Source organism: Lentzea waywayandensis (assembly GCF_900115955.1).
Taxonomy (GTDB): Bacteria; Actinomycetota; Actinomycetes; order Mycobacteriales; family Pseudonocardiaceae; genus Lentzea; species Lentzea waywayandensis.
Genome location: NZ_FOYL01000006.1, coordinates 239,317 through 263,531 on the forward strand (window position 1 = coordinate 239,317; position 24,215 = coordinate 263,531).

Genomic DNA, 24,215 nt, shown 5'->3' on the forward strand with positions numbered 1-24,215 from the left:
ACGGCGTGGACGGCGGTTTCGAGCAGGCTCAGGGTGGGGGGAACTTCAGGCACGAGACAGACCGTACCCGGCAGGTCCGACAGTCTCGTCAGACCCGCTCAGTCGCCGCCGCCTCCACCGCATCCGCCACCACAGCCACCGCCGCCGCTGTCGCCCGACGAGCAGCCGCTGTCGGACGAGCAACCACCTCCGCAGCTGCTGCTGGTAGTCGTGTCACGACCGGGCAGCGTGGCGATCATGACAGCGCTGAGCCCGAACATCCCGGCGACCGCGATCCCGCCGATCCTTCCGCGCAGCCCCCGCACGGCGACCGCGCCGACCGGGTCCTGCGGGCCCACCCGGCGCTGGGCGCGTTTCAGCAGGACGTAACCGGCCCTGGTGCGCAGGCGGCCGGGGTCGCGGGCGCGCAGCACCGAGGCCCAGACGACCGTCACCGCGGCGGCCGCGAAGAAGTACCAGAACGGGAACTCGGTCAGCGGTGGCGCGAAGTCCAGGAAGTCGACCAGGAGTTGCGGAGCCACGGCGCTCAGCACCCCGGCCGCGATGAGCAGCGGTACCAGCAGGAACAGCCACGGGTAGAGGCGGGGACGCAGGGAGCGGCGGCGCCGGAGCAGCCTGCGGTTGATCAGGTGGCCGCGCAGGCCCTCCGCCTCGAACGAGCTGAACGCGCCGAAGATGACGTCGTTCAGGTGGCGGCCGTGGCGCAGGCCGCTCAGGATCTGCGCCTCCAGCGGGGTCGCCGGGCGTGCGCCGGGCACGTGGACGGCGCTCAGCACGCCCTCGCGCGAGACCCGGACCAGGCCGACCTGGATCAGCCTCGCCAGGGCCACCTCGGCCGCGCGGGCCGGGCCGCCGGCCAGGCAGCCCAGCTCTTCGGGGGTATGCGTGGTCACGCGGATTTCTCGGCCGCGGACCTCACGTCGTTACGTCGGCCAGGATCCGGTCGAACAACTCGAGGGCGGCCTGGGCGTGCGCGACCGTCAGCGGCACGTCCGAACCCTGCCGGGAGGACACCAGGTCGAGGATCGGCAGGTCGGGCCAGCGGGCGGCGGCCAGTTCGCCGGCGCGGGACTTGCTGACGATCTCGCCGGTGCGGATGGTGTGCCACAGTCGCGCTGGGCCGAGGCCCACCCACAGCACCGACTCACGCGGTATCGGCGCCTGGAGATCCAGAGCGGGGAGCACCTCGCGGAAGCGATCGAAGTCGAGCTTCCAGTAGCTCACGAGGTTGTCGCGGCAGTAGGCCTCGACATCAGCTGCGGTGCCAGGGCATGAAGGCCGTGCGCCGCGCACGGTCTGACCGACGGTGCGCAACTGTTGCCACAGCACGGGAGTGATCTCACCGGCCAGCGGCGTCACGTCGAAAACCGGCTTCTCCAGCGAACCTGCCAGCACGATCGCGACGTCGGCGCCCTCGAAAGCGGGCACTTCGGCGGCCGACGCAAGCTCGATCACGATGTCCAGGTCCGAGCCGGAAACGACGTCGTCCAGCACACGCGACCCATAAACATGCGCGCCTGCCACGAGACCCGGCAGGCGCGCATCCAAGAACGTCAAGTACTCCCCAGGTGTCACCACCCGGTCCAAACTACCGCCGGCGAACGAGCGCCCAGGCTCCCGGCAGCACGCCCGCGGCCAGCGCGATCTTCAGCGCGTCACCGATCAGGAACGGCAGCACGCCGACGGCCAGGGCCTTGCCCAGGCCCATCCCGGTCATCGCCATCAGCCACGGCACGCCGACGGAGTAGATCACCAGGTTGCCCAGCGCCATCGTCCCCAGGGTGCGCAACGGCGTGCGGTCGCCACCGCGTCCGGCCAGGTAGCCCACGAGAGCGCCGGCGAACACGAAGCCGACGACGTAGCCGAGCGAGACCGGGACGCCGGACGAACCGCCCTGGAACCACGGCACGCCCGCGACGCCCGCGATCAGGTACAGCAGCATCGAGGTCGCTCCGCGCTGCCAGCCGAGAGAAGCGCCGACGAGCAGAGCGGCGAACGTCTGGCCCGTCAGCGGAACCGGGCTGCCGGGGATCGGCAACGCCACCTGCGCGGCGAGGCCGGTGAGGGCGGCGCCGGCGACGACCAGCATCAGGTCGCGGGCCAGTGCGCCCGGCACGAAGTCGGCGAGCACGGTGCGACGAGGCGCGAGTGCGAGAGTCACGTTCCCTCCCAGACGGAATCGAGTGAACCGAGGTTAACCACGGAAGCTCGGGAACGTCTTTGTTCGATCTCTACAAAGTGACCGGTCACACACGTGCCGGTCAGACGTCGAGGGCGACCTTGCCCGCCACCCGGTCCTCGTTGCGGCGCGTTTTGGTCCAACCGTTGTTGCCGCGCACCAAACGGATCAGCGCGCGCCACGACGTGATGTAGAAGGTGTAGATGTACAGCGCGTAGCCGAACCCGTACGCGATGGACTTCCAGAACCCGACGGGCACGCAGCGTGCGCGATACACCGGTCCCCACAGGACGAACGGCATGAGCCCGAACGCGCCGTAGACCGTGAACAGGATCCACGCGCCGTCGAAGAACCACGACACGACTTCGGTGGGCGACATCGCGAACCGGTAGGCCATCATCGCCAGCGGAATCGGGTAGATGAGCGTGCCGAGCAACTGCATCCACGGTTGCGCGAGGTAGTACATCATCTCCGCCGCGCCCAACGTGGTCAGGTGGTCGGAGTCCCAGATGCGCCGCAGATAACGCATGCACTGCATGGTTCCCTGGCCCCACCGCGTGCGTTGCGCCAAGAAGCGCCGCAACGAGTACAGCGCCTCCTGGTTCACGTGCGTGTCCAACGAGAAACCCGTGTGCCAGCCTGCGGTCAGCAGGTGCACGCCGAGCTCGAAGTCCTCCAGCAACGAGCCGCGCCACGGACTTCCGGTCGGCCCGGCGATCGAGTCCAAAGCGGACAGCCGGGTGAACTGACCGTTGCCGCCCATGGAGATCGTGCCGGTGGCGCCGCGCGACATCTGGATCGCCGCGATGGCCGTGCGGAACTCCAGGTCCTGCATCCGCACGAGCCCGGCCCCGAACGCGCGCCGCCACCACGTCACGCCCGGTTGTCTCAACCCGGCGTTGATCATCCGCACGTCCACCTGCACGGCGCCGATCCGCGGGTTGCCGAAGAGGTGTTGTGCCGCACAGACTTTCAGGCAGTTCGGGGCCGGTCGGCCGTCCGCGTCCACCACCACGATGATCGCGCGGTCGGCGTCCGCGCGCCGGCCCATCCACATCTTCAACGTGCGGTACGCGTCGTTCAACGCGTTGCCCTTGCCGGTGCGGGCATACGGGCGTTGGCGTTGCACGAGGTGGATCTGCGGATCCCGGATACCGCCGTTGCGCTTCAACGTCCGCACGACTCCAGCGGTGCGGTCGTCGGAGTCGTCGTCGATGACCCACACGTGCGCGATGGGGAACGTCGTGCGCAGGTACCGGATCGTGTCGCCGATGACGGCCTCCTCGTCGCGGCACGGCACGAAGAAGTGCCACTCCAGCGACGAAGGCTCGCCGACGGGCGCGGGTTTGCGCCGCAGGTACGGGATCACGATCACGAACACGTACGTCACGAAGGCGACGCTCATGGTCAGAGCGAGCGCCTGCGTGAACCCGAGAACGAGGTCGAGGCTCACTTCCGCGTGGCCAGCCAGACGAACGCGACCAACGCCGCCGCGCCACCGAACACGCTCACCATCGAGCCGAGCAGGGTGTGGCCCCAGTAGTAGCCGGTGTCGACGCCCAGCCACTGCACCAGGCCCACCAGCGTCAGCACCCGGAACTGGTTGACGATCACGACCGCCAGCGCGGCGATCCCCAGCGCGAACAGCACCCGGTTCTGGATGCGGGGACGCAACGCGATCATCACCGCCCCCACCACGATCAACGGCAGCACCAGGAACGCGGACGTGCACTCCGGCGTCATCCGCAGGCCCAGCGGGGTGTCCGAGCCCAGTCCGAAGTAGACGGTCTGGCGTTCCGGGATCACGTCCACGCCGTAGGAGCTGATGACGCTCAGGATCGCGCCGGACAGGGAGATCTCGGCCGTGCGGTACAGACGGTGTGCGAACACGAGTCCCGCGGCTACGGCGAGCAGGACGACCACGGTCACCCGGCTCGGGAATGTGGCGCGGCGCAGGGCAAGCGTCACCCGAGGATCCTTTCCACCGATGAGGGAGCGCCCAGACGGGCTACTTGACGTTCCATCGGTAGACGCAACGTCATACCTCACCCCCGGATCGGGTGACGCCGTAACCGGAAATTGATCAAAAAAGCCACGATGGGTGGCGCCGATTGGGCGAGTCGAGTGGTCGTGTCGCTCGATACGGGGAGTAACCCTCAGTTCCCTCGAAAGAAAGCCGATGCCGGTAATTGCCCCCGGAAAGCGTGAAACCACATTGGTATCAACGCGCCCTGGGGCCGGAGGAATCAAGGGAAGGAGTTTCATGCGTGTCCGAATGACGGGACTGGCTGGAGTCATCGCGATTGCCGCACTCCTGGTCGGTGCCGCACCTGCTTCGGCCGCTCCGGGGGACGCCTCGGCCTACGGTGCGAGGCTCAACGTGACGCTGCTCGGCAGCCCCGCGGTCAACGCGGAGCCTTTCGCCGCAGCCAATGCGAACGGTCCTACCCAGAACACGTTCGCAGGCGTCGACCTCACCGGGATTCTGAAGACCGGTCTCATCAACGCCTCCGCGTCCCGGGACGAGAAGTCCGGCGGCGTGTACTCGCGGGCGAGCACCGCGGACGTCCGGGTCGACCTGCTCTCCAAGGTCACCGGCAAGATCTCCGCCGAACTGGTGGAGGCGGAGTGCACGGCGACCCAGAAGGGTCTGGCCGGCAAGTCCAAGCTCGCGGGCGTGAACCTCGGCAAACTCGGCCAGGTCAACGCCGATCCTGCGGCCAACACCAAACTGGACGTCCAGCTGGCCGGCGTCAAGATCGCTGAAGTGATCTTCAACGAGCAGATCAAGAACGACGACGGCAGCCTCACCGTGAACGCGATTCACATCAAGCTGCTGCAGGGCGTGCTCGGCGGTATCGGCACGGGCGACGTGATCCTCTCGTCCGCCACGTGCGGCCCCGCGGGCCTGCCCATTCCGATGGCGTCGGGGGCGGGCCTGTGGATCGGCCTCGGCCTGCTCGGTGTCGCCGCCGCTCCGGTCGCGTTCGTGGCGCTGCGCCGTCGCGCGTCGCTCAACGCGGCCTGATCGAGGAGAGCGGCGGATGTACAAGGTCCCCGGTACGGGCGTCGGTGTCGGCACGAGCGTGGGCGCCCTCGCGGTCACCGGTGCGGACGTGACGTGGTGGATCGTCGTGGGCATCGTGCTCTTGCTCGCTGGTGCGGTCCTCCTGCACAGCACGCGCAAGAAGCGCCGAGCGGCCCCGATCCAGGTCAGACCGAACCGAGCTGGCTGACATGGTCCGCCTGGGGTTACCCCCGGCCCCAGGCGGACCTCCCGGTCTCCCCGAGAAGAGGACAACGGTGAGGAAAGAAGTTCTGCTCGTGGCCGGCACCCGGCCGGAAGCACTGAAGATCGCCCCGGTCGCCATCGCGTTGAAGGGACACCCCGGCCTCCGTCCCACGGTCGTCCACAGCGGACAGCACTCCGGCATGGTCGAGCAGGCGCTGCGCGCGTTCGACCTGGAGCCGGACGTGCGGCTGGACGTTCCCCGCGTCACCGGGACGCAGGCCGAGCTGGTCTCCCGGTTGTTACCCGAGTTCGACGCCCTGCTGGAGGAGCGCGACCCCGCGGTCACCCTCGTGCAGGGCGACACCACGACGACGCTCGCCGCGGCTCTGGCGTCGTTCTGGCGCGGAATCCCCGTGGCACACCTCGAAGCCGGTCTGCGCACAGGCGACCTGTACGGCCCGTTCCCCGAGGAGGGGAACCGGCAGATGATCTCCCGCATCACGTCGCTGCACCTCGCGCCGACCGACGACGCCGCGAACGCGCTGAACTCCGAGTCCCTGCCGGACAGCCACATCGTCGTCACCGGCAACACCGTCGTGGACGCCGTGCAGCGCGTCGCCTCCGCCGACCTTCCCGCGTCCAGCCCGGATCTCGTCGCCCTGGAACGCTCCCTGGACGCCACCGGCGGCCGCCTCATGCTCGTCACCGTGCACCGCCGTGAGTCGTGGGGACGTCCGCTCATGCGCGTGCTCAACGCAGTGCGCGCCATCGCCGACCGCCACCCCGACCTGCACGTGCTGATCCCCGCGCACCCGAACCCCGGTGTGCGCGAACAGGTCGTGTCACTGCTGGGCGGTCACGAGCGCGTCGTCATCACCGACCCGCTCGACTACCCGGACCTGGTGCGCGCGCTGCGCCGCTCGGCCCTCGTGCTCACCGACTCCGGCGGCATCCAGGAGGAGGCGCCCACGTTCGGCGTGCCGGTGCTGGTGCTGCGCGAGACCACCGAACGCATGCTCGCCGTCGACGCCGGGTGCGCCTGGCTCGTCGGCACCGACACCACCCGCATCCTCGCCGAGGCGGGCTGGGTGCTCGGTTCCCGGCTGCGGCTTCCCCTGGGGCGCAACCCGTTCGGTGACGGGCGTGCCGCCGTGCGGGTGTGCTCCGCGTTGGAGAGGCTGGCCGGCCTCCCCACCGCCCTGCCGCGCCGGGAGCCGTTCGCCACGCTGGCCGGTGTTCGGTAGCACCGGAGTTGTTTCAGGACGACCAGATCGCCTGTCACTCGTCCGGGTATTTGGCCACACGAACGGGTGACATGGGGTGCCGGGCTGGTCTCCACGCCGGGCAACACAACCATTATCGGGCGGTGGTAACCGAGCTGAAGGGGAAGTGGCAACAGTGCGCATGAGGTTGATCGCCGCGACGGCGGTCGCGCTGACGGTGGTGACCGCGGCTCCCGCGTTCGCCGCCAACCCGCCCGGCACCGCGAGCGCCGGATCCGCCGACTTCGCCAAGGCGGACCAGACGTTCAAGGTCGCGCCGCTCGCGGTGTGCGACGTGAACCCGGACGCGGCGGGCACCGTCACCGGTGCCAGCCCTGCCGTGAGCAGGACCGGGCTCAAGATCGGTGAGACCGGCTCGACCTGCACGACCGAGGTCGTGAACCCGGACGAGTTCCTCACGAAGACGAAGTCCGCGGCCAAGGGCGCCGGCTTCGACCTGTCCGCCCTCGCCGGGCTGTCCGGCGGGAACAAGGGACCGCGGCTCAAGATCGCCGAGTGGTCGATCACCTGCGAGGCCAACGAGAAGGGCACGTCGGCGGGCTGGGAGCTCAAGGGCATGTCCGGCTGGACCGGGCTGCCGCAGCAGCTTCCGTCCGGCTACGTGCACGACATCAAGGCGAGCAACGGAACCGTGCTCGCCAAGGCCAAGTTCACCGACACGGTGTTCCCGGTGCCGAACGACGGCAGCATCGCGATGACGCTGTTGAAGATCACCTTCGAACCGTCGTCCGGCTACACCGGAAGCATCACCGTCGGCACGGTGGCCTGCTCGCCGACTCCGTAGCGGACTCAGGCGATACCGACGCCCGCGGCGAGCAGTTCCTCAACTGCGGCGTCGCGGGTCGTCGGCGAGACCGCCGCGGTCAGGCCGACGAGGACCGTCGTGCGGAAGCCGTTGCGCTGCGCGTCCAGGGCCGTGGCGCGGACGCAGTGGTCGGTCGCGATGCCGACGACGTCCACATCGGTCACGCCGTTGTCCGTCAGCCAGCCCGCGAGGTCGTTCTCCGCCTCGAAACCCGAGTAGGCGGCGGCGAACCGGCCCTTCGAGAAGACCTGTTCCACGCGTGCGACGTCGAGCTCCGGGTGGAACGACGCGCCGGGCGTGCCCGCCACGCAGTGCACCGGCCACGAGTCGATGAAGTCCGGGGTCAGAGAGAAGTGCGGGCCCGGATCCACGTGGTAGTCGCGCGTCGCCACGACGTGGTCGTACGCCGAGGTGGCGATGTGCTGCGTGATGGCCGCGGCGACGGCCGCACCACCGTTGACGGCCAGCGAACCGCCCTCGCAGAAGTCGTTCTGGACGTCGACGACGATCAGTGCCTTGGTCATGTCAGCCTTCCAGGTAGATCGTCGGGATCGCGGGCTCACCGCGCGAGAGCTTGAGGCCCTCCCACGGCACGCTCACCAGCGCCGCGCGCAGGCGTTCGCGGTCCTGCTCCAGCGTGGGGACCTCGTCGGTACGCTGCCCGCCACGCATCAGCGGAATCTGCACGAGCCTGTCGTACGGGCCGAGCTCGGGTTGCGCCGAGGCCTGGAACACGACCTCCTCCAGCGCCGTGCCCGTGTCCTTGTGGCGGCGCAACGCCTTCTTCCAGCCGCCGCGCGACTGCTTCGACGTGCTGCGCTTCTCGACGTGCCTGCCGTCGACCTCGACCAGCTTGTAGACCATGCCCGCGGTCGGCGAGCCCGAGCCGACCACCACCGACGTGCCGACGCCGTACGCGTCCACGGGCTCGGCGCGCAGGGCGGCGATCGAGTACTCGTCCAGGTCACCGGACACGACGATGCGGGTGTTGCGGGCGCCCAGCGAGTCGAGCTGGTCGCGGGCCTGCCGGGCCAGCACGCCCAGGTCGCCCGAGTCGATCCGGATCGCGCCCAGGTCGGGGCCGGCGACCGCGACGGCCGTCTTGATGCCCTCGGTGATGTCGTAGGTGTCGACCAGCAACGTCGTCCCGGCGCCCAGTGCCTCGACCTGGCTGCGGAAGGCCGCTTCCTCGGAGTCGTGCAGCAACGTGAACGCGTGCGCGCACGTGCCGGCCGTCGGGATGCCGTGGCGGCGTCCGGCCTCCAGGTTGGACGTCGCGGTGAAGCCCGCCAGGTACGACGCGCGGGCGCACGCCACGGCGGCTTCCTCGTGCGTGCGGCGCGAGCCCATCTCGATCATGCGACGGCCGTTCGCTGCGGTCACCATGCGGGCGGCGGCGGACGCGATCGCGCTGTCGTGGTTGAGGATCGAGAGCGCGAGCGTCTCCAGCACCACGCCCTCGGCGAACGACGCGCGGACCGTCAGCACCGGCGAACCGGGGAAGTACAGCTCGCCCTCGGGGTAGCCGTCGATCTCGCCGGAGAACCGGTAGTTCGCGAGCCATTCCAAGGTGGAATCGTCGACCACGGCGTTGCGGCGCAGCTGGTCGATCTCCTCCTCGCCGAAGCGGAAGGCCTCGATCGCGTCGAGCAGCCTGCCCACGCCCGCGACCACGCCGTAGCGCCGTTCGTTCGGAAGCCTGCGCGCGAACAGCTCGAACACGCACGGACGGTCACCGGTGCCGTCACGCAGCGCGGCCGCGAGCATGGTGAGCTCGTAGTGGTCTGTCAGCAACGCCGTCGAGTTCATGGTCACCAACCCTAAGGTCGCATCCGGTTTACTCGCACGCGGTCTCCGTCACTGCGGCGAACATGACACCATTGGCGGTATGACCACGCCCGTCGAACAGGAACGGACGCAGCCGGAGGCCGTCGGCGAGGAGATCGCCGCCGAGGACCGACCGTGGCAGACCGTGGTCTGGAACGACCCGGTAAATCTGATGTCCTACGTGACGTACGTGTTCCAGAAGCTGTTCGGGTTCAGCAGGGACCATGCGACCAAGCTGATGCTCGACGTGCACCACAAAGGCAAGGCGATCGTGACATCGGGCACCAAGGACAAGGTGGAGGCCGACGTGGCGAAACTCCACGCGGCAGGGCTCTGGGCGACCATGCAGCGGGCCTCGTGAAGAGGTGGATCCGCGACGGTGACGTCGTCGTCGGCAGGCTGGATCGGCAGGAGGCCGCGGTCGTGCGCGGTCTGGTCAGCCAGATCCAGGACATGCTGCTGGCCCGAGCAGAGGACGCGCCGCAGGACGAGCTCGCGGAGCTGACCGGCATCAGGACCGGCCCGTCGGAGGCTCCCGACGATCCGATCCTGGGCAGGCTGTTGCCCGACTTCCACCGTCTCGACGACGACGCGCCGGACCCGGACGAGGTCAACTCGGCGGCGGCGCTGCGCTCGTTGCACGAGCCGGAGCTTCTGGACCACAAGACAGCCGCGGCCGAGACCGTGCTGAAGACGTGCTCACCCGACGGCGGTGAGCTCCGGCTGACCATCGCCGAGGCCGAGGCCTGGATGGCGTCGCTCAACGACGTGCGTCTGGCCCTGGGCACCGCGCTGGACGTCACCGAGGACATGCCGGACGAACTGCCGCCGGAGGATCCGCGCTCGCCGCACCTCGGCGTCTACCACTGGCTGACCTGGGTGCAGGACACGCTCGTCGAAGCGATGATGCCGTGATTCCCGGCGTCCTCGTCGGCCATCACCACCGCGTCGAACCGGGCTGGGCGACGGGCACGACCGTCGTGCTGGTGCCGGCCGGCGCGGTCGGGGCCGTCGACGGACGCGGTGGCGCGCCCGGCACCCGCGAGACCGACCTGCTGGACCCCTCGAACCTGGTCCAGCAGGTGCACGCGGTGTGCCTGTCGGGTGGCTCCGCCTACGGGCTCGCGGCCGCGGACGGCGTCATGCGCTGGCTCTCCGAACGCTCGATCGGCTTCCAGGTGGGCGCCCAGCCGCACCACGTCGTGCCGATCGTGCCGGGAGCGGTGATCTTCGACCTGCCGATGTCGGAGTGGGGCAACCGGCCGGACTCCTCGTTCGGCTACGCGGCCTGCGAGGCGGCCTCCCCGGAGTTCGCACTGGGCTGCGTCGGCGCCGGTGCCGGTGCGCGGGTCGGCTCGCTGAAGGGCGGCGTGGGCGTCGCCTCGGCGACGGTCGGCGCGCACCAGATCGGCGCGCTCGCTGTGGTGAACGCGGCCGGCGAGGTCGTCGACCGGGCGTCGGGCCTGCCGTGGCTGCCCTCGCTCGGGACGTCCGCGGTGGCGTTGCCGCAACGCAAGCCCGACGGCCTGAACACCACGATCGGCGTCGTCGCGGTGGACGCGGACCTGTCCAAGGCGGAGTGCCGGCGGCTCGCGATGGCCGCGCAGGACGGCCTGGCCCGCGCCGTGCGCCCGGCGCACTCGATGTTCGACGGTGACACGGTGTTCGCGCTGGCCACCGGTGCCGTGCCGCTGGCCGAGCCGCGGGTGTTCGCGCTGGACGCGCTGTGTGCTGCCGCCGCCGAGGTGTTCGCGGAGGCCGTGGTGTCCGGTGCGCGCGAGGCGACGTCACTGAACGGCGTGACGGCGTTCCGCGATCTCTGAGCGGTGCCGGTGTACGTCTTGAGGATGAGGATCGTGCCGTGACACAGCAACCCCCAGGTGAACTCGACGGCGCCCGAGTGCTCCAGTTCGCTCTCATCGGCCCCGCGCAGCCGGCCACCGGCAACACGTTCCACTTCGGGGACTTCCCGGACGTCGTCCGCGGCCTCGCGCTGGCCTGCTACGAAGGAGGGAAGAGCGTCTACCTCTTCTACTGCGACGCCGAGTGGAACGTCCTGACCGACACGTGCCATTCGACGTCGCAGGACGCGATCGACCAGGCGCGCTTCGAGTTCGGCGGACTCGAGTTCCAGGACCTCTGACGTGGTTATCTCGCATACCGAGACAACTCCGGCCAGCCCGTAGGATTGAGCGCGTGCTGGTGATTCGCCGTGACCTGGTGGACGCGATGGTGGCCCACGCGCGCCGCGACCATCCCGACGAGGCGTGCGGGGTGATCGCCGGGCCGTTCGGGTCCGATCGCCCTGAGCGCTTCATCGAGATGGAGAACGCGGAGCGGTCGCCCACGTTCTACCGGTTCGACGCGGCCGAGCAGCTCAAGGTGTGGCGCGAGATGGACGCGAACGACGAGGTGCCGGTGGTCATCTACCACTCGCACACCGCCACGGAGGCGTACCCGTCCCGCACCGACATCTCGTTCGCGGGCGAGCCGGAGGCGCACTACGTGCTGGTCTCCACGCGTGACCCGATCGAGCACGAGCTGCGGTCGTACCGCATCGTCGACGGTGTCGTGACCGAGGAACCGGTCAAGATCGTCGAATCCTGAGTTGCACCCGTTTCCCGGAGGTAGAACCACCATGGCAGTCACCGTGTCGATCCCGACCATCCTGCGCACCCACACCGGGGGCGAGAAGTCGGTGTCCGCTGCCGGTACGACGCTCGCCGAGGTCATCGACGACCTGGAGAACAACCACGGCGGCCTCAAGGCCCGCCTGGTCAAGGAGGGGACGCTGCACCGCTTCGTCAACGTCTACGTCAACGACGAGGACGTGCGCTTCTCCGGTGGCCTCGCGGCCGAGGTGAAGGACGGCGACAACGTCACCATCCTCCCGGCCGTCGCGGGCGGCTGATCTTCCCCATGGCCCGCTACGACTCGCTCCTGGACGCGCTCGGCGGAACACCGCTGGTGGGCCTCCCGCGCCTGTCGCCGTCCGAGAACGTGCGCATCTGGGCGAAGCTCGAGGACCGCAACCCGACCGGCTCGATCAAGGACCGGCCCGCGCTGGCCATGATCGAGGCGGCGGAGCGGGACGGCGTGCTGCGTCCCGGCGCGACGATCCTGGAGCCGACGTCCGGCAACACCGGCATCTCGCTCGCCATGGCCGCGAAGCTCAAGGGCTACGGCCTGGTGTGCGTGATGCCGGAGAACACCTCGACCGAGCGCAAGCAGCTGCTGCAGGCGTACGGCGCGCGCATCGTGTTCTCGCCCGCCGCGGGCGGGTCGAACCAGGCCGTCGCCACGGCGAAGGAGATCGCGAAGCAGAACCCGGACTGGGTGATGCTCTACCAGTACGGCAACCCGGCGAACGCGGAGGCGCACTTCCGCGGCACGGGCCCGGAGATCCTCAAGGACCTCCCGGAGATCACGCACTTCGTCGCCGGTCTGGGCACGACGGGCACGCTGGTCGGCGTCGGGCGGTACCTGCGCGAGGCCAAGCCGGACGTGCAGATCATCGCCGCCGAGCCCCGCTACGGCGAGCTGGTCTACGGGCTGCGCAACCTCGACGAGGGCTTCGTGCCGGAGCTGTACGACGAGTCGGTGCTGACCGGGCGGTACTCGGTCGGCTCCTACGACGCGTTGCGCCGCACCAGGCAGCTGCTGGAGACCGAGGGCATCTTCGCCGGCATCTCGACGGGCGCGATCCTGCACGCCGCGCTGGCCGTGGCGCAGAAGGCCGAGGTGGCGGGGAAGGCCGCGGAGATCGTGTTCGTGGTGGCCGACGCGGGGTGGAAGTACCTGTCCACCGGTGCCTACGCAGGCACGCTGGACGAGGCGGCCGCCAAACTCGACGGCCACCTCTGGGCGTGACGAAACAAACCCTCTAAAGGGCGCCCTTCCAGGCCAGATCTTCACTCATGTGCATCCCCCAGATGCTCGTGCGGACCGGTGAACTGCTCTTTTGTAGTTCACCGGTATACGAGTGCACATCCGTACAAACCGCAGTGTCACCTACGTACGGGCACTCATCAGCTGACGTTGATCCGCCGGGCGATCATAACGCGCCTGTTGACGCCCAGAGCAGCGAATATCTGCTGCACTTGGGCCTCGACAGTGCGTTGTGACTTGTGCAGCCGCGTGGCGATCTCGCGGTTGGTCAGGCCGGCCGCGACGAGCCTCGCGACCTCCAGCTGCGCCGGTGTGAGCGGCCCGTCGTTCTCGCCGAACACGGTCGCGAAGATCTCGTCGAACGACTTCAGCGCCGCACCTGCCGCGTACTCCCGGCCGTACTCGGGGCAGCGCGCCTGAGCGACGGCCTTCGCACGCATCTGCCTGAACGTCTCGTGGCCGATGAGATCGCGCCCGGTCAGTCTCTGGAAGGCCTCGGCCGCGCCGAGCAACCGGGCGGCCAGGCGCGCGTTCCCGCCGGCCGCCGTCGCCCACGCGAGCGCCTCGACGGCCCAGACGGGTCCCCACTCGTCGCCGCTCTCGCGCTGCCGTTCCAGCGCGCTCCGCAGCAGGTCGGAGGCCTGTCCGGGAGAGCCGAACCGCAGCTCCAGCACGCCCCGCGCCATCAGCAGCCCCGCCGCGACGACAGGGCCGCCACCCGACGTCGCCGCGAGCTCGGCGATGTCGGCGCGGGCCTCCGTCTCCTCGGCGAGCATCGCCGACGCCATCGCGACGTGCACGGAGAAGATCACCCGGCGTTCCGGTTCGAACCGGTCACGTGCCTCGCGCAAGGTGGCCAGCGCGCCGTAGTCGCCGTGCAGCAGCCATTGGCGTTCGCCGCGCAGGTAGAACACGCCCGCGAACGTGCTGTCGAGCCGTTCGGCCTCGGCGAGCAGCTCCGCGGACTCCTCGGCACGTCCCAGCGCCAGCGCGATCGAGCCGGCGAACGTGAGTGCCTCGACGTGCCAGTGGTCCTGTGCACCGGACTCGATCGCGCGGCGCAGCCTGCGGTACTGCTCTGGCCAGCCGCTCGCGAAGAACGCGGCGTGCACGCGGGCGAGCTGGAACTCCAGTTCCAGTGCGCGGCCCGGTTCGCGCAGGCTCGTCTCCAGGGCGGCCACGACGTTCGCCATCTCGGCCTGCAGAACATCGACCAGCTCGTTGTCGGTGATCCAGCCCGCCGAGACGTGCCGGACCAGCTCGGCGTAGTGGTCCAGGTGCAGCTTCAGCACGGCGTCGCGGTCGGCGCCCAGGCGTTCGGCGCCGTACTGCCGCAACGGTTCCAGCAGGTGGTAGCGGTCGTGCTCGAACGTCACGATCGACTTGGCGACGAGCCCGGCCAGGTCGTCGAGCACGTGCTCCGCGTCGCCGATCGCCTCGGCGGCGGCGAGGTCCCAGCCGCCCGCGAACACCGAGACCCGTGCCCACAGCCGTTGCTCGGACGGCGTGCACAGGTCGTGGCTCCAGTCGATGACCGCGCGCAGGGTCCGGTGATGCGGCAACGCCACTCTGTCGTTGCGGGTGAGCAGCTTCATCTCGTCGTCGAGCCGTTTCACGACCTCGTGCAGCGGCATCGCCCGGAGCCGCACGGCCGCGAGCTCGATGGCCAGCGGCAGTCCGGCGACCCGGTGCAGCAACCGCACGACGTCCGGCCAGTTCCGCTCGGTGAGCTGCCACTGCGGGGCCCGGTCGGCGAGCAGCGCGACCGACTCGTAGTCCGTGCTCATCGGCGCGTTCGGCGGCGGCACGTCGAGCGGGGGCACGACGAGGACGCGTTCGCCCGGCACGCCCAGCGTCTCGCGGCTGGTGGCGAGGATCGTCAGGCCCGGCGCGCCGTCGAGCAGGTAGGCGGCCAGCTCCGCGACCGCGTCCCGGAGGTGCTCGCAGTTGTCGAGCACCAGCAGCGTCTTGTGCCCGGCGAGGTGCTCGCGCAGCACCTCGGCGATGTCGCGCGCCGACCTGTCCTCGATCTCCAGCACCTCGGCGATCCGGCGCGCCAGCAGCTCCGGCCGGCCGATCGTCGCCAGTTCCACGAAGACCGTGCCGGCGATCTCGGCGGCGAGCCGGGTCTTGCCCGAGCCGCCCGCGCCGGTCAGCGTCACGAGCCGGTGCTCGGCGATCAGGCCGTGCAGGCCGGCCAGCAGCTTCGTGCGGCCGATGAAGCGGGAGAGCATCTACCCGTTGAACGCGACGCTCGGCACTCCCTGGCCGACGCCCGGCAGCACGAGCACGGAGCCGTTGAGCTGCCGGTCCATCAGCGCCTGGTCGGAGAGACCGGAGCGGGCGGACGTGACGTAGAGGTCGGTGAAGTCCTGGCCGCCGAAGCAGCACGCGGTCGGGTTGTCGACCGGCAGTGCGATCTCCCGGTCGAGCTCACCCCGAGGCGTGTAGCGGCGCACGGCGTGGCCGCCCCACAGCGCGACCCAGACGCACCCGTCGGCGTCCACGGTGAGGCCGTCCGGCCAGCCGTCGGTGTTGCCGACGTGGGTGAGCGGGCGGCGGTTCGCGACGGTGCCGGTGGCGTTGTCGAAGTCGAGGACGTCGATGCGGCGGGTCGGGGTGTCGATGTAGTACATGAGCTTCGCGTCCGGGCTCCAGCCGACGCCGTTGCTCGTGTTCACCTTGTCCACCATGACCTTCGCGGCGCCGTCGCCGGTGATCCTGGCGAGCCAGCCCTCGTCGGCGGCCTGGTCGTAGCGCATCGTGCCGGCCCACAGCCGGCCCGACGGGTCGATGCCGGCGTCGTTGCCGCGCACGCCCTCGCGGGCCCAGTAGACGAGCCAGCTCTTGGCCCCGTCGCGGTCGATCAGCGCGATGCCGTCGCGCAGGTTGCAGACGATCCCGCCCTGCGCGCGCGGCTTGGCGGCACCCACGTGCTGCGGCACCACGAGCACCGCGTCGTCGTCCCGCGCGGGTGCGTACCGGTGCACCTCGGAGGCGAGGATGTCCACCCACAGCAACGTGGAACTGCTGTGGTCCCACGTGGGCCCCTCGCCGAGCTGGGCGGACGCGCGTACGGCTACTTCGATCGACACCCAACCACCCTAATCGGCACGTACCCTGGACGAGTGGACCGCACCGCGCTCGCGAAACGGGTAATACCGCCGCATCCAGTGCTGTCGTTGCTCGTCGTGGCGGGGTTCGTCGGGTTCCTCTACCTCGTCGAGGCCTTCGACGTGGCGACCGGCGGCTCGCTGGAGGACGACGGCGTGCGGCCGCGCGACTTCAGCCAGTGGGACAACCTGCTGTGGATGCCGTTGATCCACGGCGACTGGAGTCACCTCACCGGCAACGCCGTTCCGCTGCTGCTGCTCGGGTTCCTCGCGACCTCGGGCGGCCTGAAGCAGTTCTTCCAGGTCACCGCGGTCATCTGGCTGTCGTCGGCGCTCGGCGTCTGGGTGTTCGGCAGCCCCGGTAGCCACATCGGAGCGTCCGGGCTGGTGTTCGGGTTCCTGGCGTTCCTGCTGGTGCGCGGGATCTTCGCGCGCTCGTGGCTGCAACTGGTGATCGCGGTCGGCGTGTTCGCGCTGTACGGCGCCGCGCTGTGGGGCGTGCTGCCGGGCCAGCCAGGGGTGTCCTGGGAAGGCCACCTGTTCGGCGCAATCGGCGGCGTTTTGGCTGCGTGGGGTGTTTCCCGCGACAACCGCCGCACCAGCACACCGGCTACATTCACGGCGTGACGATCGGGATCATGGACTCGGGCGTCGGCGGCCTGACGGTCGCCCGCGCGATCATGGATCAGTTGCCGGGCGAGTCGATCCACTACATCGGCGACACGGCGAACGGTCCCTACGGGCCGCTACCGATCGCGCAGGCGCGCAAGCACGCGCTGGAGATCTGCGACCGGCTCGTGGACGAAGGCGCGAAGATGCTGGTGATCGCGTGCAACACCGCGTCCGCGGCCTGCTTCCGCGACGCCCGTGAGCGCTACGACGTGCCGGTGGTCGAGGTGATCCTTCCTGCCGTGCGCCGTGCGGTCCGGACGACCCACAGCGGCCGCGTCGGCGTGATCGCGACCGTCGGCACGATCAACTCGCACGCCTACCAGGACGCGTTCCAGGCGGCGCGCGACGTGACGGTGACGGCGGCGGCGTGCCCGCGGTTCGTCGACTTCGTGGAGCGCGGCATCACCTCGGGGCGGCAGGTGCTCGGGCTGGCGCAGGCCTACCTGGAACCGTTGCAGCGCGCCCAGGTCGACACGGTCGTGCTGGGCTGCACGCACTACCCGTTGCTGACCGGCGTGATCCAGATCGTCATGGGCGAGCACGTGACGCTGGTGTCGAGCGCCGAGGAGACGGTGAAGGACGTCGTGCGGCTGCTGACCGAGCGCGACGAGTTCGCCGTGTCCGGCCCGGCCGTGCACCGGGTGACGTGCACCGGACCGCCCGAGCGGTTCGCGAAGCTCGCCGCCCGGTTCCTGCCGACCTTCGAACAGTGGGGCTGATGTGCTGCTGACCGTGCTCGGCTGCTCCGGCAGCATCCCCGGACCCGGCGCGGCGGCGTCGGGCTATCTGCTGGAGGCCGACGGGTTCACGCTGGCGCTGGAGTTCGGCAACGGCGTGCTGTCGCGGTTCCAGGAGGAGCGGCCGCTGTTCTCGATGGACGCGCTGGTGCTCTCGCACCTGCATCCCGATCACTGCGTCGACGTGTCTTCTCTTTACGTGGCACGGAAGTACCATCCTCTGCCGCCCACTGGTCCGTTGCCGGTCCACGCACCGGCTGAGGCGCACTCGCGGTTCATCGCGGCCTATGCGCCCAACGAGGCCGAGCGGTCGTCGCTGGACTTCACCGACGTGTTCTCGTTCCACGGCCTGGGGTCGACGGTCCAGATCGGACCGTTCACTGTGGACTCGGCCGTGGTCGCACATCCTTGCGAGGCCTACGGGTTCCGGATCTCCTGCGGTGGGGTCACGCTGGCCTACACCGGGGACAGCGGGCCGTGTCCCGCGTTGGACTCGCTGGCGTCCGGCGTCGACGTGCTGCTGAGCGAGGCCAGCTGGACGCACGCCCCGGACCGGCAGCCCGACCTGCACCTGTCCGGGCGCGAGGCGGGGGAGCTGGCCGAGCGAGCGGGCGCCGGAAGGCTCCTGATCACGCACGTGCCGCCGTGGACGTCGCGTGAGGACGTGCTGGAGGAGGCGCGGTCCGCGTTCGGCGGGCCGAGTGAGCTGGTCGTGCAGGGCGGCCGGTACGAGGTGGGGGAGCGGACATGATCAACCTGGAGCGCGTCGGCGAGCACGAGTTCGTCGCTTCCAACGGGCGCGGCGCGTCGGTGCGGATCGGCCGCAAGGGCCAGGAGGGCTCGTTCAGTCCGGTGGAGCTGCTCGTCGCGGCCGCCGCGGGCTGCGCGATGGTGACGTCGGAGACGTTGATCCTGCGGCGAACAGGCGGCGATCAGCTGACAGCGGAGGCGGACGCGGTGCAGTCCGAGAGCGGCAACGAGGTGATCTCCATCCCGGTGACGCTCTCGTACGACCTGTCCGCCGTGGACGACCCGGAGGCGCTCGAGACCGTAATCCGGCGCGCCGTGGAGCAGTTCTGCACGGTCACGCGGACGTTGAAGCAGTCGGCGACGGCGCCGCTTCAGCTCCCGGTGCCCCTCCAGACGGCGCCCGACCCGCTGTGACCGGCGCGCACGGTCTGCACCGTCGTCCCGACCGCGAGCAGCACGACCAGCACGGACACCACGACTGAGATCACCCGCCACGTCTTCGTGGTGGGTGCCTCCGCCTGCCGTTCGCGGTCCGCGAGCCGGCCCGCGACCAGCAGCGCGATCACCACGACACCGAACCCGAGCGCGATGGGCAGCAGCATGGTGCCGAGGTCGGCGTGCGTCTGGATGGCCGGGTTCTGCACGCCGTTCTTGGCGAGCGCGGCCTGGAAGTCCTCGCCGGCCTGCTTGGCCATCGGAACCGCCGCGACACCGGCCAGCGTGACCCCGAGAACGGGCCACGCGTACCGGCGCCGCCAGGCCGGGACCAGCGCGATCGCGACCGAACTGAGCGCCGCGAGAGGCAACAGCACGACCACCGCGTGCACCAGCAACGGGTGAAGCGGAATACCGTCGATCGTCAGCATGTCTCTCCCTACGCCATGGCGCTCCGCAGGGTTCATTAGGGTAGGCGCCGTGGTGCGAACCGACGGCCGAAACGACGACGTGTTGCGTGACATCCGGATCACGCGTGGATATCAGACCTGGCCCGCGGGCTCGGTCCTGATCGAGTTCGGGAACACCCGCGTGCTGTGCGCCGCGAGTGTCACCGAAGGTGTCCCCCGGTGGCGCCAGGGCTCCGGCCTCGGCTGGGTGACCGCCGAGTACGCGATGCTCCCCTCGGCCACGCACAGCCGCAGCGACCGCGAGTCCGTGAAGGGCCGCATCGGCGGCCGAACGCACGAGATCTCGCGCCTGATCGGCCGCTCCCTGCGGGCCTGCATCGACCTCGCCGCCCTCGGCGAGAACACCATCGTCATCGACTGCGACGTAATCCAGGCCGACGGCGGCACCCGTACCGCCGCGATCACCGGCGCCTACGTCGCGCTGGCCGACGCGGTGACGTACCTGGGCGCGGCCGGCCGCCTGGCCGACCCGTCACCTCTGTCGTGCGCGGTGTCCGCCATCTCCGTGGGTGTCGTGGACGGCCGGGTCCGCTTGGACCTGCCGTACGAGGAGGACTCGCGCGCGGAGGTCGACATGAACGTCGTCGCCACCGACGCGGGCACCCTGATCGAGGTCCAGGGCACCGGCGAGGGCGCGACGTTCGCCCGCTCCACTTTGGACCGCATGCTCGACATCGCCCTCCAGGGCTGCGCCGAGCTCAACCGCCTCCAGGCCGCCGCCCTGGCCCAGCCCTACCCCGGCATCCTGCCGGAGCCCAAGGCGAGCAAGCGATGAAGCTCTTGCTGGCTTCCCGCAACGCGAAGAAGCTCCGCGAACTCCAGCGCATCGTCGTCTCGGAGTCGCTCGACGGCATCGAGGTGCTGTCGCTGTCGGACGTGCCTTCGTTCCCGGAGGCTCCCGAGACCGCGCCGGACTTCGAGGGCAACGCGCTGGCCAAGGCCCGTGACGCCGCTTTGGCCACCGGTCTTGTGTCCGTGGCGGACGACTCCGGGCTCGCCGTGGATGAGTTGAACGGCATGCCTGGCGTGTTGTCTGCTCGCTGGTCTGGGCGTCATGGGGATGACGCCGCCAACCTGGACCTGCTGCTGGGTCAGCTCGGCGACGTGCCGGACGAGCGCCGTGGTGCGGCGTTCGTGTCGGTGGTGGCTCTTGTTGTGCCTGGCGGTGAAGAGGTTGTCGTTCGTGGGGAGTGGCGTGGCACGTTGCTGCGGGCTCGTCGCGGTACCAACGGGTTCGGGTACGACCCGATCTTCGTGCCTGAGGGGTATGAGGTCACCTCGGCCGAGATGACGGCGGAGGAGAAGGACGCGGAGTCCCACCGGGGCCGCGCCCTCAAGCTCCTGGTCCCGTACCTGCGCAAGCTCGGCTAGTAGGTCCAGCTGATCTTCACGTCGGGGCCGAGTTCCTCGACCCCGACGTAGGACTGCTGGCGTTGCAGCTGCAGCTTCAGCGAAAGATCGCGCAACGGCCGGACGTCGATCTGATCGTCACCGCCGAGTACGAGTCTCTTCAGCTCCGGCAGCTCCGCGAAGATCTCCAGCTCGCGCCAGCTGCGCGTGTGGACCTCCTGCAGTCCCGTCACGTCGGTGAGCGGACTCAGGTCACAACCGGGAGCCACCTCGCTGAGGTGCAGCACCACCACGGACTTGCCTCGCAGGAACTCGATGTCGTGCCAGGGTTCCATCTGGTTCAGCCCGAGGGTGAACAGCTCCTGCGGAAACGCGATGTTCGTGTAGCGCCGAGCACCGGACAGGTAGATCATCCGCGGTGCGGTCGCCGCGAGTTCGCTGAGGTCGATCTCCCCTCTCGTCCACGAGTAGAGGAACCTCAGCGGAGGTAGTTCCGCGATGCCGCGGAGGTCCGGCTGGGCCTCGTCGCGCGACAACCAGACGTCCACGCCCGTCAGGTTCCGGAGCCGGAACAGGTGAGGGAAGAGACGGACCGAGTCGACCTTGGCGATTCCGTCGTCGAGCGGTGCATCAGCGAGGACCTCTTCTGCGTACCGCTGGAGGTCGAAGCTGGGCCAGGCCTCCATCAGCGCTTCCTGCACGAGTTCCCGCGGATCGTGCGCGTATCCGGTGAGCTTGGCCATCGCTTCCGGTGACCCGACCAGCGCGGCACTGCGCACCGTCGCGGCGGCCACCGCCTCGGAGAGTTCGTCGAGCGAGGCCGGAAGGTAGCGGAGCACGCGGTGGCCGATCGTCGCCAGCGACATGGTCTCTCTGGCACTGCGCGGCGGGACCAGTCGATCCCGGATGATCGCGTCGATCCGGTCGCACACGCCGGCATCGACGTCCCGCACGGTTTCCAGGCACGCCGCGGCGAGCAGCCGGAGCCTGCGGGCGTTGCGCGGTTCGCGGTCGGCCCTGGCGAGCACGTCGGTCAGCAGTTCCGTCACCTGGGTGCGCTGACCGTGTCCGCAGGCGAGCACGATGGTCTGCGTCCAGGAGTCCTGATGGGCGTGGGCGACCAGGGTCTCGACCTGGCCGTCCTGCATCGCCTCTTCTCCCGCCAGGTACTCCTGGAAGGTCCGGTGCACGAAGTCGACCCGGCCGGGGACGGGTTCGCGGATGACGCCGCTGCGTTCCAGCAGGTGCGCGACGATCACGCCGGGGTCCTCGTCGACGTTGGGCATCGAGCGGACCTTGCGCGTCACGTGTTCGCGCATCTTGTCCGTCGGCAGTTGTGACAGTCCGCCCAGGGTCAGCCGCCACGCCAGGTCCCGCAGCAGCACGGTCTTGTCCGAGGTGGTCAGGATGCGGGCGATCCCGCGTTCCGCGTCGCGCAGGTCCAGCAGCATCGTGAGAGCTGCTGCGTACAGCTCCATGCGGCTGTGCGGGAGTTCCGAGACCCTGCCGAGGTTCAGCGCGCACAACATCGCGCACAGCAGCGGTGAGGAAGCCAGGCCCTGCAGGTGTTGCCGGCTTTCGAGCTGGACGACGAGCCGCCGGTGCGCCTCCTCAGGTGCCCCGGCTGCCTCGTGCCATCGCTGGAGGAACGCCTTCACATCGCTGGGGCTCATCTGCTCCAGCTCGACGGAGGAGAAGTTCAGCTCCGCCAACCACTTCTCGTCCGTGGCGGCCGGGCGCGCCGTCACCACGACCTGGGCGGAGGGAAAGGCCTGCAGCAGTTCGCGCAACCACTCCCGAACCTTCTGCCGCTTGTCCGGCCGGACCTCGTCGACGCCATCCACGAGCAGAAGTCCTTTGCCTGACTGCAGAACGCGGTGGACCCAGCCGGTCGGCATGATGCCCGTGAGCCATCCCGTGACGAACTCCTCCGGCCTGGTGGGCAGGGGATCGTCGGCGTACGCGCGCAGGCGGATCGGAAACGGCACCAGCCCGTTCCAGTCCTGCAGGTGGCCGGTGAACCCGCTGCGGGCGGCCGTGACTGCGAGCCAGTCCAGCAGCGTCGTCTTGCCGGATCCGGCTTCGCCGCGCACATAGGTCCGGTCGACGAGTGCCGACTCGACGCGCACTCCTGAATGCACGCGCTGGTCGGGTTCGCTGAACCAGGTGCCCTGCTGCCGTTTTCTGCCCGACACGGTGAGGCTCAGGTAGGCGACGCTCAGCGCGAGGCGTGGGCGGTCCTTCATGGACAGGCCGAGGAGTTCCAGATGGTCCAGGTTCGCGCCGATGTAGCGCAGGTACTCGTCTCGGAACTCGTCGTCGTTGTCCGTGCCATGCGGTGCGTAGAGCGAGGTGCGCGGGAGGCGGGCCAGGACCTCGTCCAGCAGCGCCGTCTGGACCGTGGCGCGTGAGAGCACCTCGGCCAGGGCACGCGGTTGGAACGACGGCAGGTGCCTGATGACCTGTACGAGGTAGCGGCAGGACTGGTCAAGGGCGATGTCGTAGAACCGGCCGAGGTCTTGGCGCGGCAGTTCGCGGCGGATGCGCTGGGCCAGGACCTCGGGGTCTGCGTCGTCGGCCAGGAGAGCCTCATCGGAGAGATCGATGGACTGCAGGGCTACCTCGACGGCGGCGAGTGAGGGCTCGATCTCGTCTTCGGGGCAGCGTTGCAGGACCGGTTCGAGTTGCTCTGCGATGGTGTTGCTGATGCTTTGCACCAGGTTGTCGAGCTTGGCTCGTTGGATGGGCTTCGCCAGCTCTGCTGCCGCCAGGTCAGTCAGGGAGGAGGTTCGGGCCTTCTCCTTGTTGCGGCCCGTCAGCCACGACTTGGCGGCCTGGGTCGCGATGGTCTGGCCGAGTCTGGCGGCAGCGATTTCTAAGCCCACCCAAACGAGATTAGACGGCCGCCTGGGCGTGGGAGGCCACCGACACGACGCACACGCCCGCGGCGATCAATGCCATGCCGGCGAGCATGGCCAGGTTCAAAGGGTCCGCGAACAGGACTCGGCTCGTGATGGCTACCAGGGCTATGCCTGCGCCTGCCCAGATGGCATAGGTGATGGCGACGGGCACGCCCATTCTGATCACTAGCGATTCGAGGTAGAGGGCCGTCAGGAAGCCGGTTGCCAGGCCGGCCACCGGCCAGGGTTTTGTGAAGCCGTCGGAGTATTTGAGGCAGAGGGTCGCGAAAACCTCCGCGCCTACGGCGAGGGCCAGCAGGATCCACTTGAGCATTGAATTTTCCCAGCACGAAATGCACGCAGCGCTAGGCGTGCGTGTTGAAGAGAACGGGTGACGGTAGGCGAAAAAGCCTGGTCAGCCGCCGCGCGTGGGGAAGTGGACTCGCAAGATGAAATCAGACGGGATGTCGGGGCCGTTAGGTGCCGTCAAACGACACACGGTGTATCACCCTCACCGGAACAGGGGCGGCTTTGTTGCGCGCCCTCGGGCCCAACATACCTGAAAAAAGGGCCG

29 protein-coding genes are annotated in these 24,215 nt (G+C 69.4%); 17 read left to right on the plus strand and 12 right to left on the minus strand.

The features are described from left to right. Positions 1-98: 98 nt before the first annotated feature. From BM417_RS24325 to xrtP, 5 genes are all read right to left on the minus strand, one after another. Entirely contained in the window at positions 99-893 is a 795-nt protein-coding gene (locus tag BM417_RS24325; protein ID WP_177320581.1) for a TIGR04222 domain-containing membrane protein, read from the minus strand. Positions 894-915: 22 nt separating this feature from the next. Then, the gene (locus BM417_RS24330) at positions 916-1,557 is read right to left on the minus strand and encodes a nucleotidyltransferase family protein (RefSeq protein ID WP_143138789.1); all 642 of its coding nucleotides are present in this window, start codon (positions 1,555-1,557) and stop codon (positions 916-918) included. Positions 1,558-1,588: 31 nt separating this feature from the next. Beyond that, entirely contained in the window at positions 1,589-2,089 is a 501-nt protein-coding gene (locus BM417_RS24335) for a biotin transporter BioY (RefSeq protein ID WP_245822158.1), read from the minus strand. Positions 2,090-2,261: 172 nt separating this feature from the next. Further along, entirely contained in the window at positions 2,262-3,584 is a 1,323-nt protein-coding gene (locus tag BM417_RS24340) for a glycosyltransferase (RefSeq protein ID WP_093599321.1), read from the minus strand. A 44-nt stretch (positions 3,585-3,628) separates the two neighbouring features. Beyond that, positions 3,629-4,147, minus strand: a complete 519-nt coding sequence (gene xrtP, locus BM417_RS49305) for an exosortase P (protein ID WP_407656171.1) — start codon at positions 4,145-4,147, stop codon at positions 3,629-3,631. A gap of 295 nt (positions 4,148-4,442) precedes the next feature. On the opposite strand from xrtP, the gene BM417_RS24350 reads away from it, so the two are divergent. From BM417_RS24350 to BM417_RS24365, 4 genes are all read left to right on the plus strand, one after another. Then, complete coding sequence (locus tag BM417_RS24350; protein WP_093598688.1) at positions 4,443-5,207, plus strand: choice-of-anchor P family protein; 765 nt, start codon at positions 4,443-4,445, stop codon at positions 5,205-5,207. A 16-nt stretch (positions 5,208-5,223) separates the two neighbouring features. Next, positions 5,224-5,415 (plus strand): LPXTG cell wall anchor domain-containing protein, encoded by a 192-nt coding sequence (locus tag BM417_RS24355; protein ID WP_093598690.1) that lies wholly within the window; start codon positions 5,224-5,226, stop codon positions 5,413-5,415. Between the two features lie 67 nt (positions 5,416-5,482). Further along, positions 5,483-6,655: a non-hydrolyzing UDP-N-acetylglucosamine 2-epimerase gene (gene wecB, locus BM417_RS24360; RefSeq protein WP_245822131.1), complete on the plus strand. Its 1,173-nt coding sequence runs from the start codon at positions 5,483-5,485 to the stop codon at positions 6,653-6,655. Positions 6,656-6,815: 160 nt separating this feature from the next. Then, on the plus strand, positions 6,816-7,478 hold the full coding sequence (locus tag BM417_RS24365; RefSeq protein WP_093598696.1) for a hypothetical protein: 663 nt from the start codon (positions 6,816-6,818) through the stop codon (positions 7,476-7,478). A gap of 5 nt (positions 7,479-7,483) precedes the next feature. On the opposite strand, the gene BM417_RS24370 is transcribed toward BM417_RS24365, so the two are convergent. Together BM417_RS24370 and BM417_RS24375 are read right to left on the minus strand one after the other, a co-directional pair. Further along, the gene (locus BM417_RS24370) at positions 7,484-8,023 is read right to left on the minus strand and encodes an isochorismatase family protein (protein WP_093598699.1); all 540 of its coding nucleotides are present in this window, start codon (positions 8,021-8,023) and stop codon (positions 7,484-7,486) included. A 1-nt stretch (position 8,024) separates the two neighbouring features. Further along, the gene (locus BM417_RS24375) at positions 8,025-9,308 is read right to left on the minus strand and encodes a nicotinate phosphoribosyltransferase (protein WP_093599324.1); all 1,284 of its coding nucleotides are present in this window, start codon (positions 9,306-9,308) and stop codon (positions 8,025-8,027) included. A 79-nt stretch (positions 9,309-9,387) separates the two neighbouring features. Between BM417_RS24375 and clpS the strand changes: the two genes are divergently transcribed. The 7 genes from clpS to BM417_RS24410 are packed head-to-tail and all read left to right on the plus strand — an operon-like array spanning position 9,388 to position 13,196. Continuing rightward, positions 9,388-9,687, plus strand: coding sequence for an ATP-dependent Clp protease adapter ClpS (clpS, locus tag BM417_RS24380; RefSeq protein ID WP_093598701.1), 300 nt, complete (start codon positions 9,388-9,390; stop codon positions 9,685-9,687). After that, positions 9,684-10,241: a DUF2017 domain-containing protein gene (locus tag BM417_RS24385; protein WP_177320582.1), complete on the plus strand. Its 558-nt coding sequence runs from the start codon at positions 9,684-9,686 to the stop codon at positions 10,239-10,241. The genes clpS and BM417_RS24385 overlap by 4 nt, the downstream gene beginning before the upstream one ends. After that, positions 10,238-11,149 (plus strand): P1 family peptidase, encoded by a 912-nt coding sequence (locus BM417_RS24390; RefSeq protein ID WP_093598703.1) that lies wholly within the window; start codon positions 10,238-10,240, stop codon positions 11,147-11,149. Before BM417_RS24385 ends, BM417_RS24390 begins: the two co-directional genes overlap by 4 nt. A gap of 38 nt (positions 11,150-11,187) precedes the next feature. Further along, positions 11,188-11,469 (plus strand): hypothetical protein, encoded by a 282-nt coding sequence (locus BM417_RS24395; protein ID WP_143138790.1) that lies wholly within the window; start codon positions 11,188-11,190, stop codon positions 11,467-11,469. Positions 11,470-11,522: 53 nt separating this feature from the next. Further along, complete coding sequence (locus BM417_RS24400) at positions 11,523-11,933, plus strand: Mov34/MPN/PAD-1 family protein (protein WP_093598708.1); 411 nt, start codon at positions 11,523-11,525, stop codon at positions 11,931-11,933. 31 nt (positions 11,934-11,964) lie between these two features. After that, on the plus strand, positions 11,965-12,237 hold the full coding sequence (locus tag BM417_RS24405; protein ID WP_030479225.1) for a MoaD/ThiS family protein: 273 nt from the start codon (positions 11,965-11,967) through the stop codon (positions 12,235-12,237). 8 nt (positions 12,238-12,245) lie between these two features. Then, entirely contained in the window at positions 12,246-13,196 is a 951-nt protein-coding gene (locus tag BM417_RS24410) for a PLP-dependent cysteine synthase family protein (RefSeq protein WP_093598711.1), read from the plus strand. Positions 13,197-13,354: 158 nt separating this feature from the next. Here BM417_RS24410 and BM417_RS24415 read toward each other — a convergent pair whose 3' ends face one another. Next, positions 13,355-15,448, minus strand: a complete 2,094-nt coding sequence (locus tag BM417_RS24415; RefSeq protein WP_093598713.1) for a helix-turn-helix transcriptional regulator — start codon at positions 15,446-15,448, stop codon at positions 13,355-13,357. Beyond that, a complete protein-coding gene (locus BM417_RS24420; RefSeq protein ID WP_093598716.1) occupies positions 15,449-16,309 on the minus strand; it encodes an SMP-30/gluconolactonase/LRE family protein in 861 nt (286 codons plus the stop codon). It lies immediately after the preceding gene. A 33-nt stretch (positions 16,310-16,342) separates the two neighbouring features. On the opposite strand from BM417_RS24420, the gene BM417_RS24425 reads away from it, so the two are divergent. Genes BM417_RS24425 through BM417_RS24440 form a run of 4 tightly spaced genes read left to right on the plus strand, consistent with a single transcriptional unit; the run spans position 16,343 to position 18,900 of the window. Then, positions 16,343-16,954, plus strand: coding sequence for a rhomboid family intramembrane serine protease (locus tag BM417_RS24425; RefSeq protein WP_245822132.1), 612 nt, complete (start codon positions 16,343-16,345; stop codon positions 16,952-16,954). An 11-nt stretch (positions 16,955-16,965) separates the two neighbouring features. After that, on the plus strand, positions 16,966-17,718 hold the full coding sequence (gene murI, locus BM417_RS24430) for a glutamate racemase (protein WP_093599332.1): 753 nt from the start codon (positions 16,966-16,968) through the stop codon (positions 17,716-17,718). A 1-nt stretch (position 17,719) separates the two neighbouring features. Continuing rightward, on the plus strand, positions 17,720-18,487 hold the full coding sequence (locus tag BM417_RS24435; protein ID WP_093598719.1) for an MBL fold metallo-hydrolase: 768 nt from the start codon (positions 17,720-17,722) through the stop codon (positions 18,485-18,487). Next, positions 18,484-18,900, plus strand: a complete 417-nt coding sequence (locus BM417_RS24440; protein WP_093598722.1) for an OsmC family protein — start codon at positions 18,484-18,486, stop codon at positions 18,898-18,900. Before BM417_RS24435 ends, BM417_RS24440 begins: the two co-directional genes overlap by 4 nt. Here the strand turns inward: BM417_RS24440 and BM417_RS24445 are convergent. Further along, positions 18,858-19,352 (minus strand): DUF2231 domain-containing protein, encoded by a 495-nt coding sequence (locus BM417_RS24445; protein WP_093598725.1) that lies wholly within the window; start codon positions 19,350-19,352, stop codon positions 18,858-18,860. The two genes, BM417_RS24440 and BM417_RS24445, sit on opposite strands and share 43 nt — an antisense overlap. Before the next feature lie 49 nt (positions 19,353-19,401). Between BM417_RS24445 and rph the strand changes: the two genes are divergently transcribed. Both rph and rdgB read left to right on the plus strand, forming a co-directional pair. Beyond that, positions 19,402-20,166 (plus strand): ribonuclease PH, encoded by a 765-nt coding sequence (rph, locus tag BM417_RS24450; RefSeq protein WP_093598728.1) that lies wholly within the window; start codon positions 19,402-19,404, stop codon positions 20,164-20,166. Then, positions 20,163-20,762, plus strand: a complete 600-nt coding sequence (rdgB, locus tag BM417_RS24455; protein WP_093598731.1) for an RdgB/HAM1 family non-canonical purine NTP pyrophosphatase — start codon at positions 20,163-20,165, stop codon at positions 20,760-20,762. The genes rph and rdgB overlap by 4 nt, the downstream gene beginning before the upstream one ends. Here rdgB and BM417_RS24460 read toward each other — a convergent pair. Continuing rightward, positions 20,759-23,626, minus strand: a complete 2,868-nt coding sequence (locus BM417_RS24460) for an NACHT domain-containing protein (protein WP_093598734.1) — start codon at positions 23,624-23,626, stop codon at positions 20,759-20,761. The genes rdgB and BM417_RS24460 overlap by 4 nt on opposite strands. Positions 23,627-23,636: 10 nt before the next feature. Beyond that, a complete protein-coding gene (locus tag BM417_RS24465) occupies positions 23,637-23,975 on the minus strand; it encodes a DMT family transporter (protein ID WP_093598737.1) in 339 nt (112 codons plus the stop codon). Positions 23,976-24,215: the final 240 nt, after the last annotated feature.

Bases quoted from the DNA above. Each gene is read 5' to 3' on its own strand.
- BM417_RS24335 (WP_245822158.1), bottom strand. From the start codon at position 2,089: ATGCTGGTCGTCGCCGGCGCCGCCCTCACCGGCCTCGCCGCGCAGGTG.
- BM417_RS24340 (WP_093599321.1), bottom strand. From the start codon at position 3,584: ATGAGCGTCGCCTTCGTGACGTACGTGTTCGTGATCGTGATCCCGTAC.
- BM417_RS24350 (WP_093598688.1), top strand. From the start codon at position 4,443: ATGCGTGTCCGAATGACGGGACTGGCTGGAGTCATCGCGATTGCCGCA.
- BM417_RS24355 (WP_093598690.1), top strand. From the start codon at position 5,224: ATGTACAAGGTCCCCGGTACGGGCGTCGGTGTCGGCACGAGCGTGGGC.
- BM417_RS24365 (WP_093598696.1), top strand. From the start codon at position 6,816: ATGAGGTTGATCGCCGCGACGGCGGTCGCGCTGACGGTGGTGACCGCG.
- BM417_RS24370 (WP_093598699.1), bottom strand. From the start codon at position 8,023: ATGACCAAGGCACTGATCGTCGTCGACGTCCAGAACGACTTCTGCGAG.
- BM417_RS24375 (WP_093599324.1), bottom strand. From the start codon at position 9,308: ATGAACTCGACGGCGTTGCTGACAGACCACTACGAGCTCACCATGCTC.
- clpS (WP_093598701.1), top strand. From the start codon at position 9,388: ATGACCACGCCCGTCGAACAGGAACGGACGCAGCCGGAGGCCGTCGGC.
- BM417_RS24405 (WP_030479225.1), top strand. From the start codon at position 11,965: ATGGCAGTCACCGTGTCGATCCCGACCATCCTGCGCACCCACACCGGG.
- BM417_RS24410 (WP_093598711.1), top strand. From the start codon at position 12,246: ATGGCCCGCTACGACTCGCTCCTGGACGCGCTCGGCGGAACACCGCTG.
- BM417_RS24415 (WP_093598713.1), bottom strand. From the start codon at position 15,448: ATGCTCTCCCGCTTCATCGGCCGCACGAAGCTGCTGGCCGGCCTGCAC.
- murI (WP_093599332.1), top strand. From the start codon at position 16,966: ATGGACTCGGGCGTCGGCGGCCTGACGGTCGCCCGCGCGATCATGGAT.
- BM417_RS24440 (WP_093598722.1), top strand. From the start codon at position 18,484: ATGATCAACCTGGAGCGCGTCGGCGAGCACGAGTTCGTCGCTTCCAAC.
- BM417_RS24445 (WP_093598725.1), bottom strand. From the start codon at position 19,352: ATGCTGACGATCGACGGTATTCCGCTTCACCCGTTGCTGGTGCACGCG.
- rdgB (WP_093598731.1), top strand. From the start codon at position 20,163: ATGAAGCTCTTGCTGGCTTCCCGCAACGCGAAGAAGCTCCGCGAACTC.
- BM417_RS24465 (WP_093598737.1), bottom strand. From the start codon at position 23,975: ATGCTCAAGTGGATCCTGCTGGCCCTCGCCGTAGGCGCGGAGGTTTTC.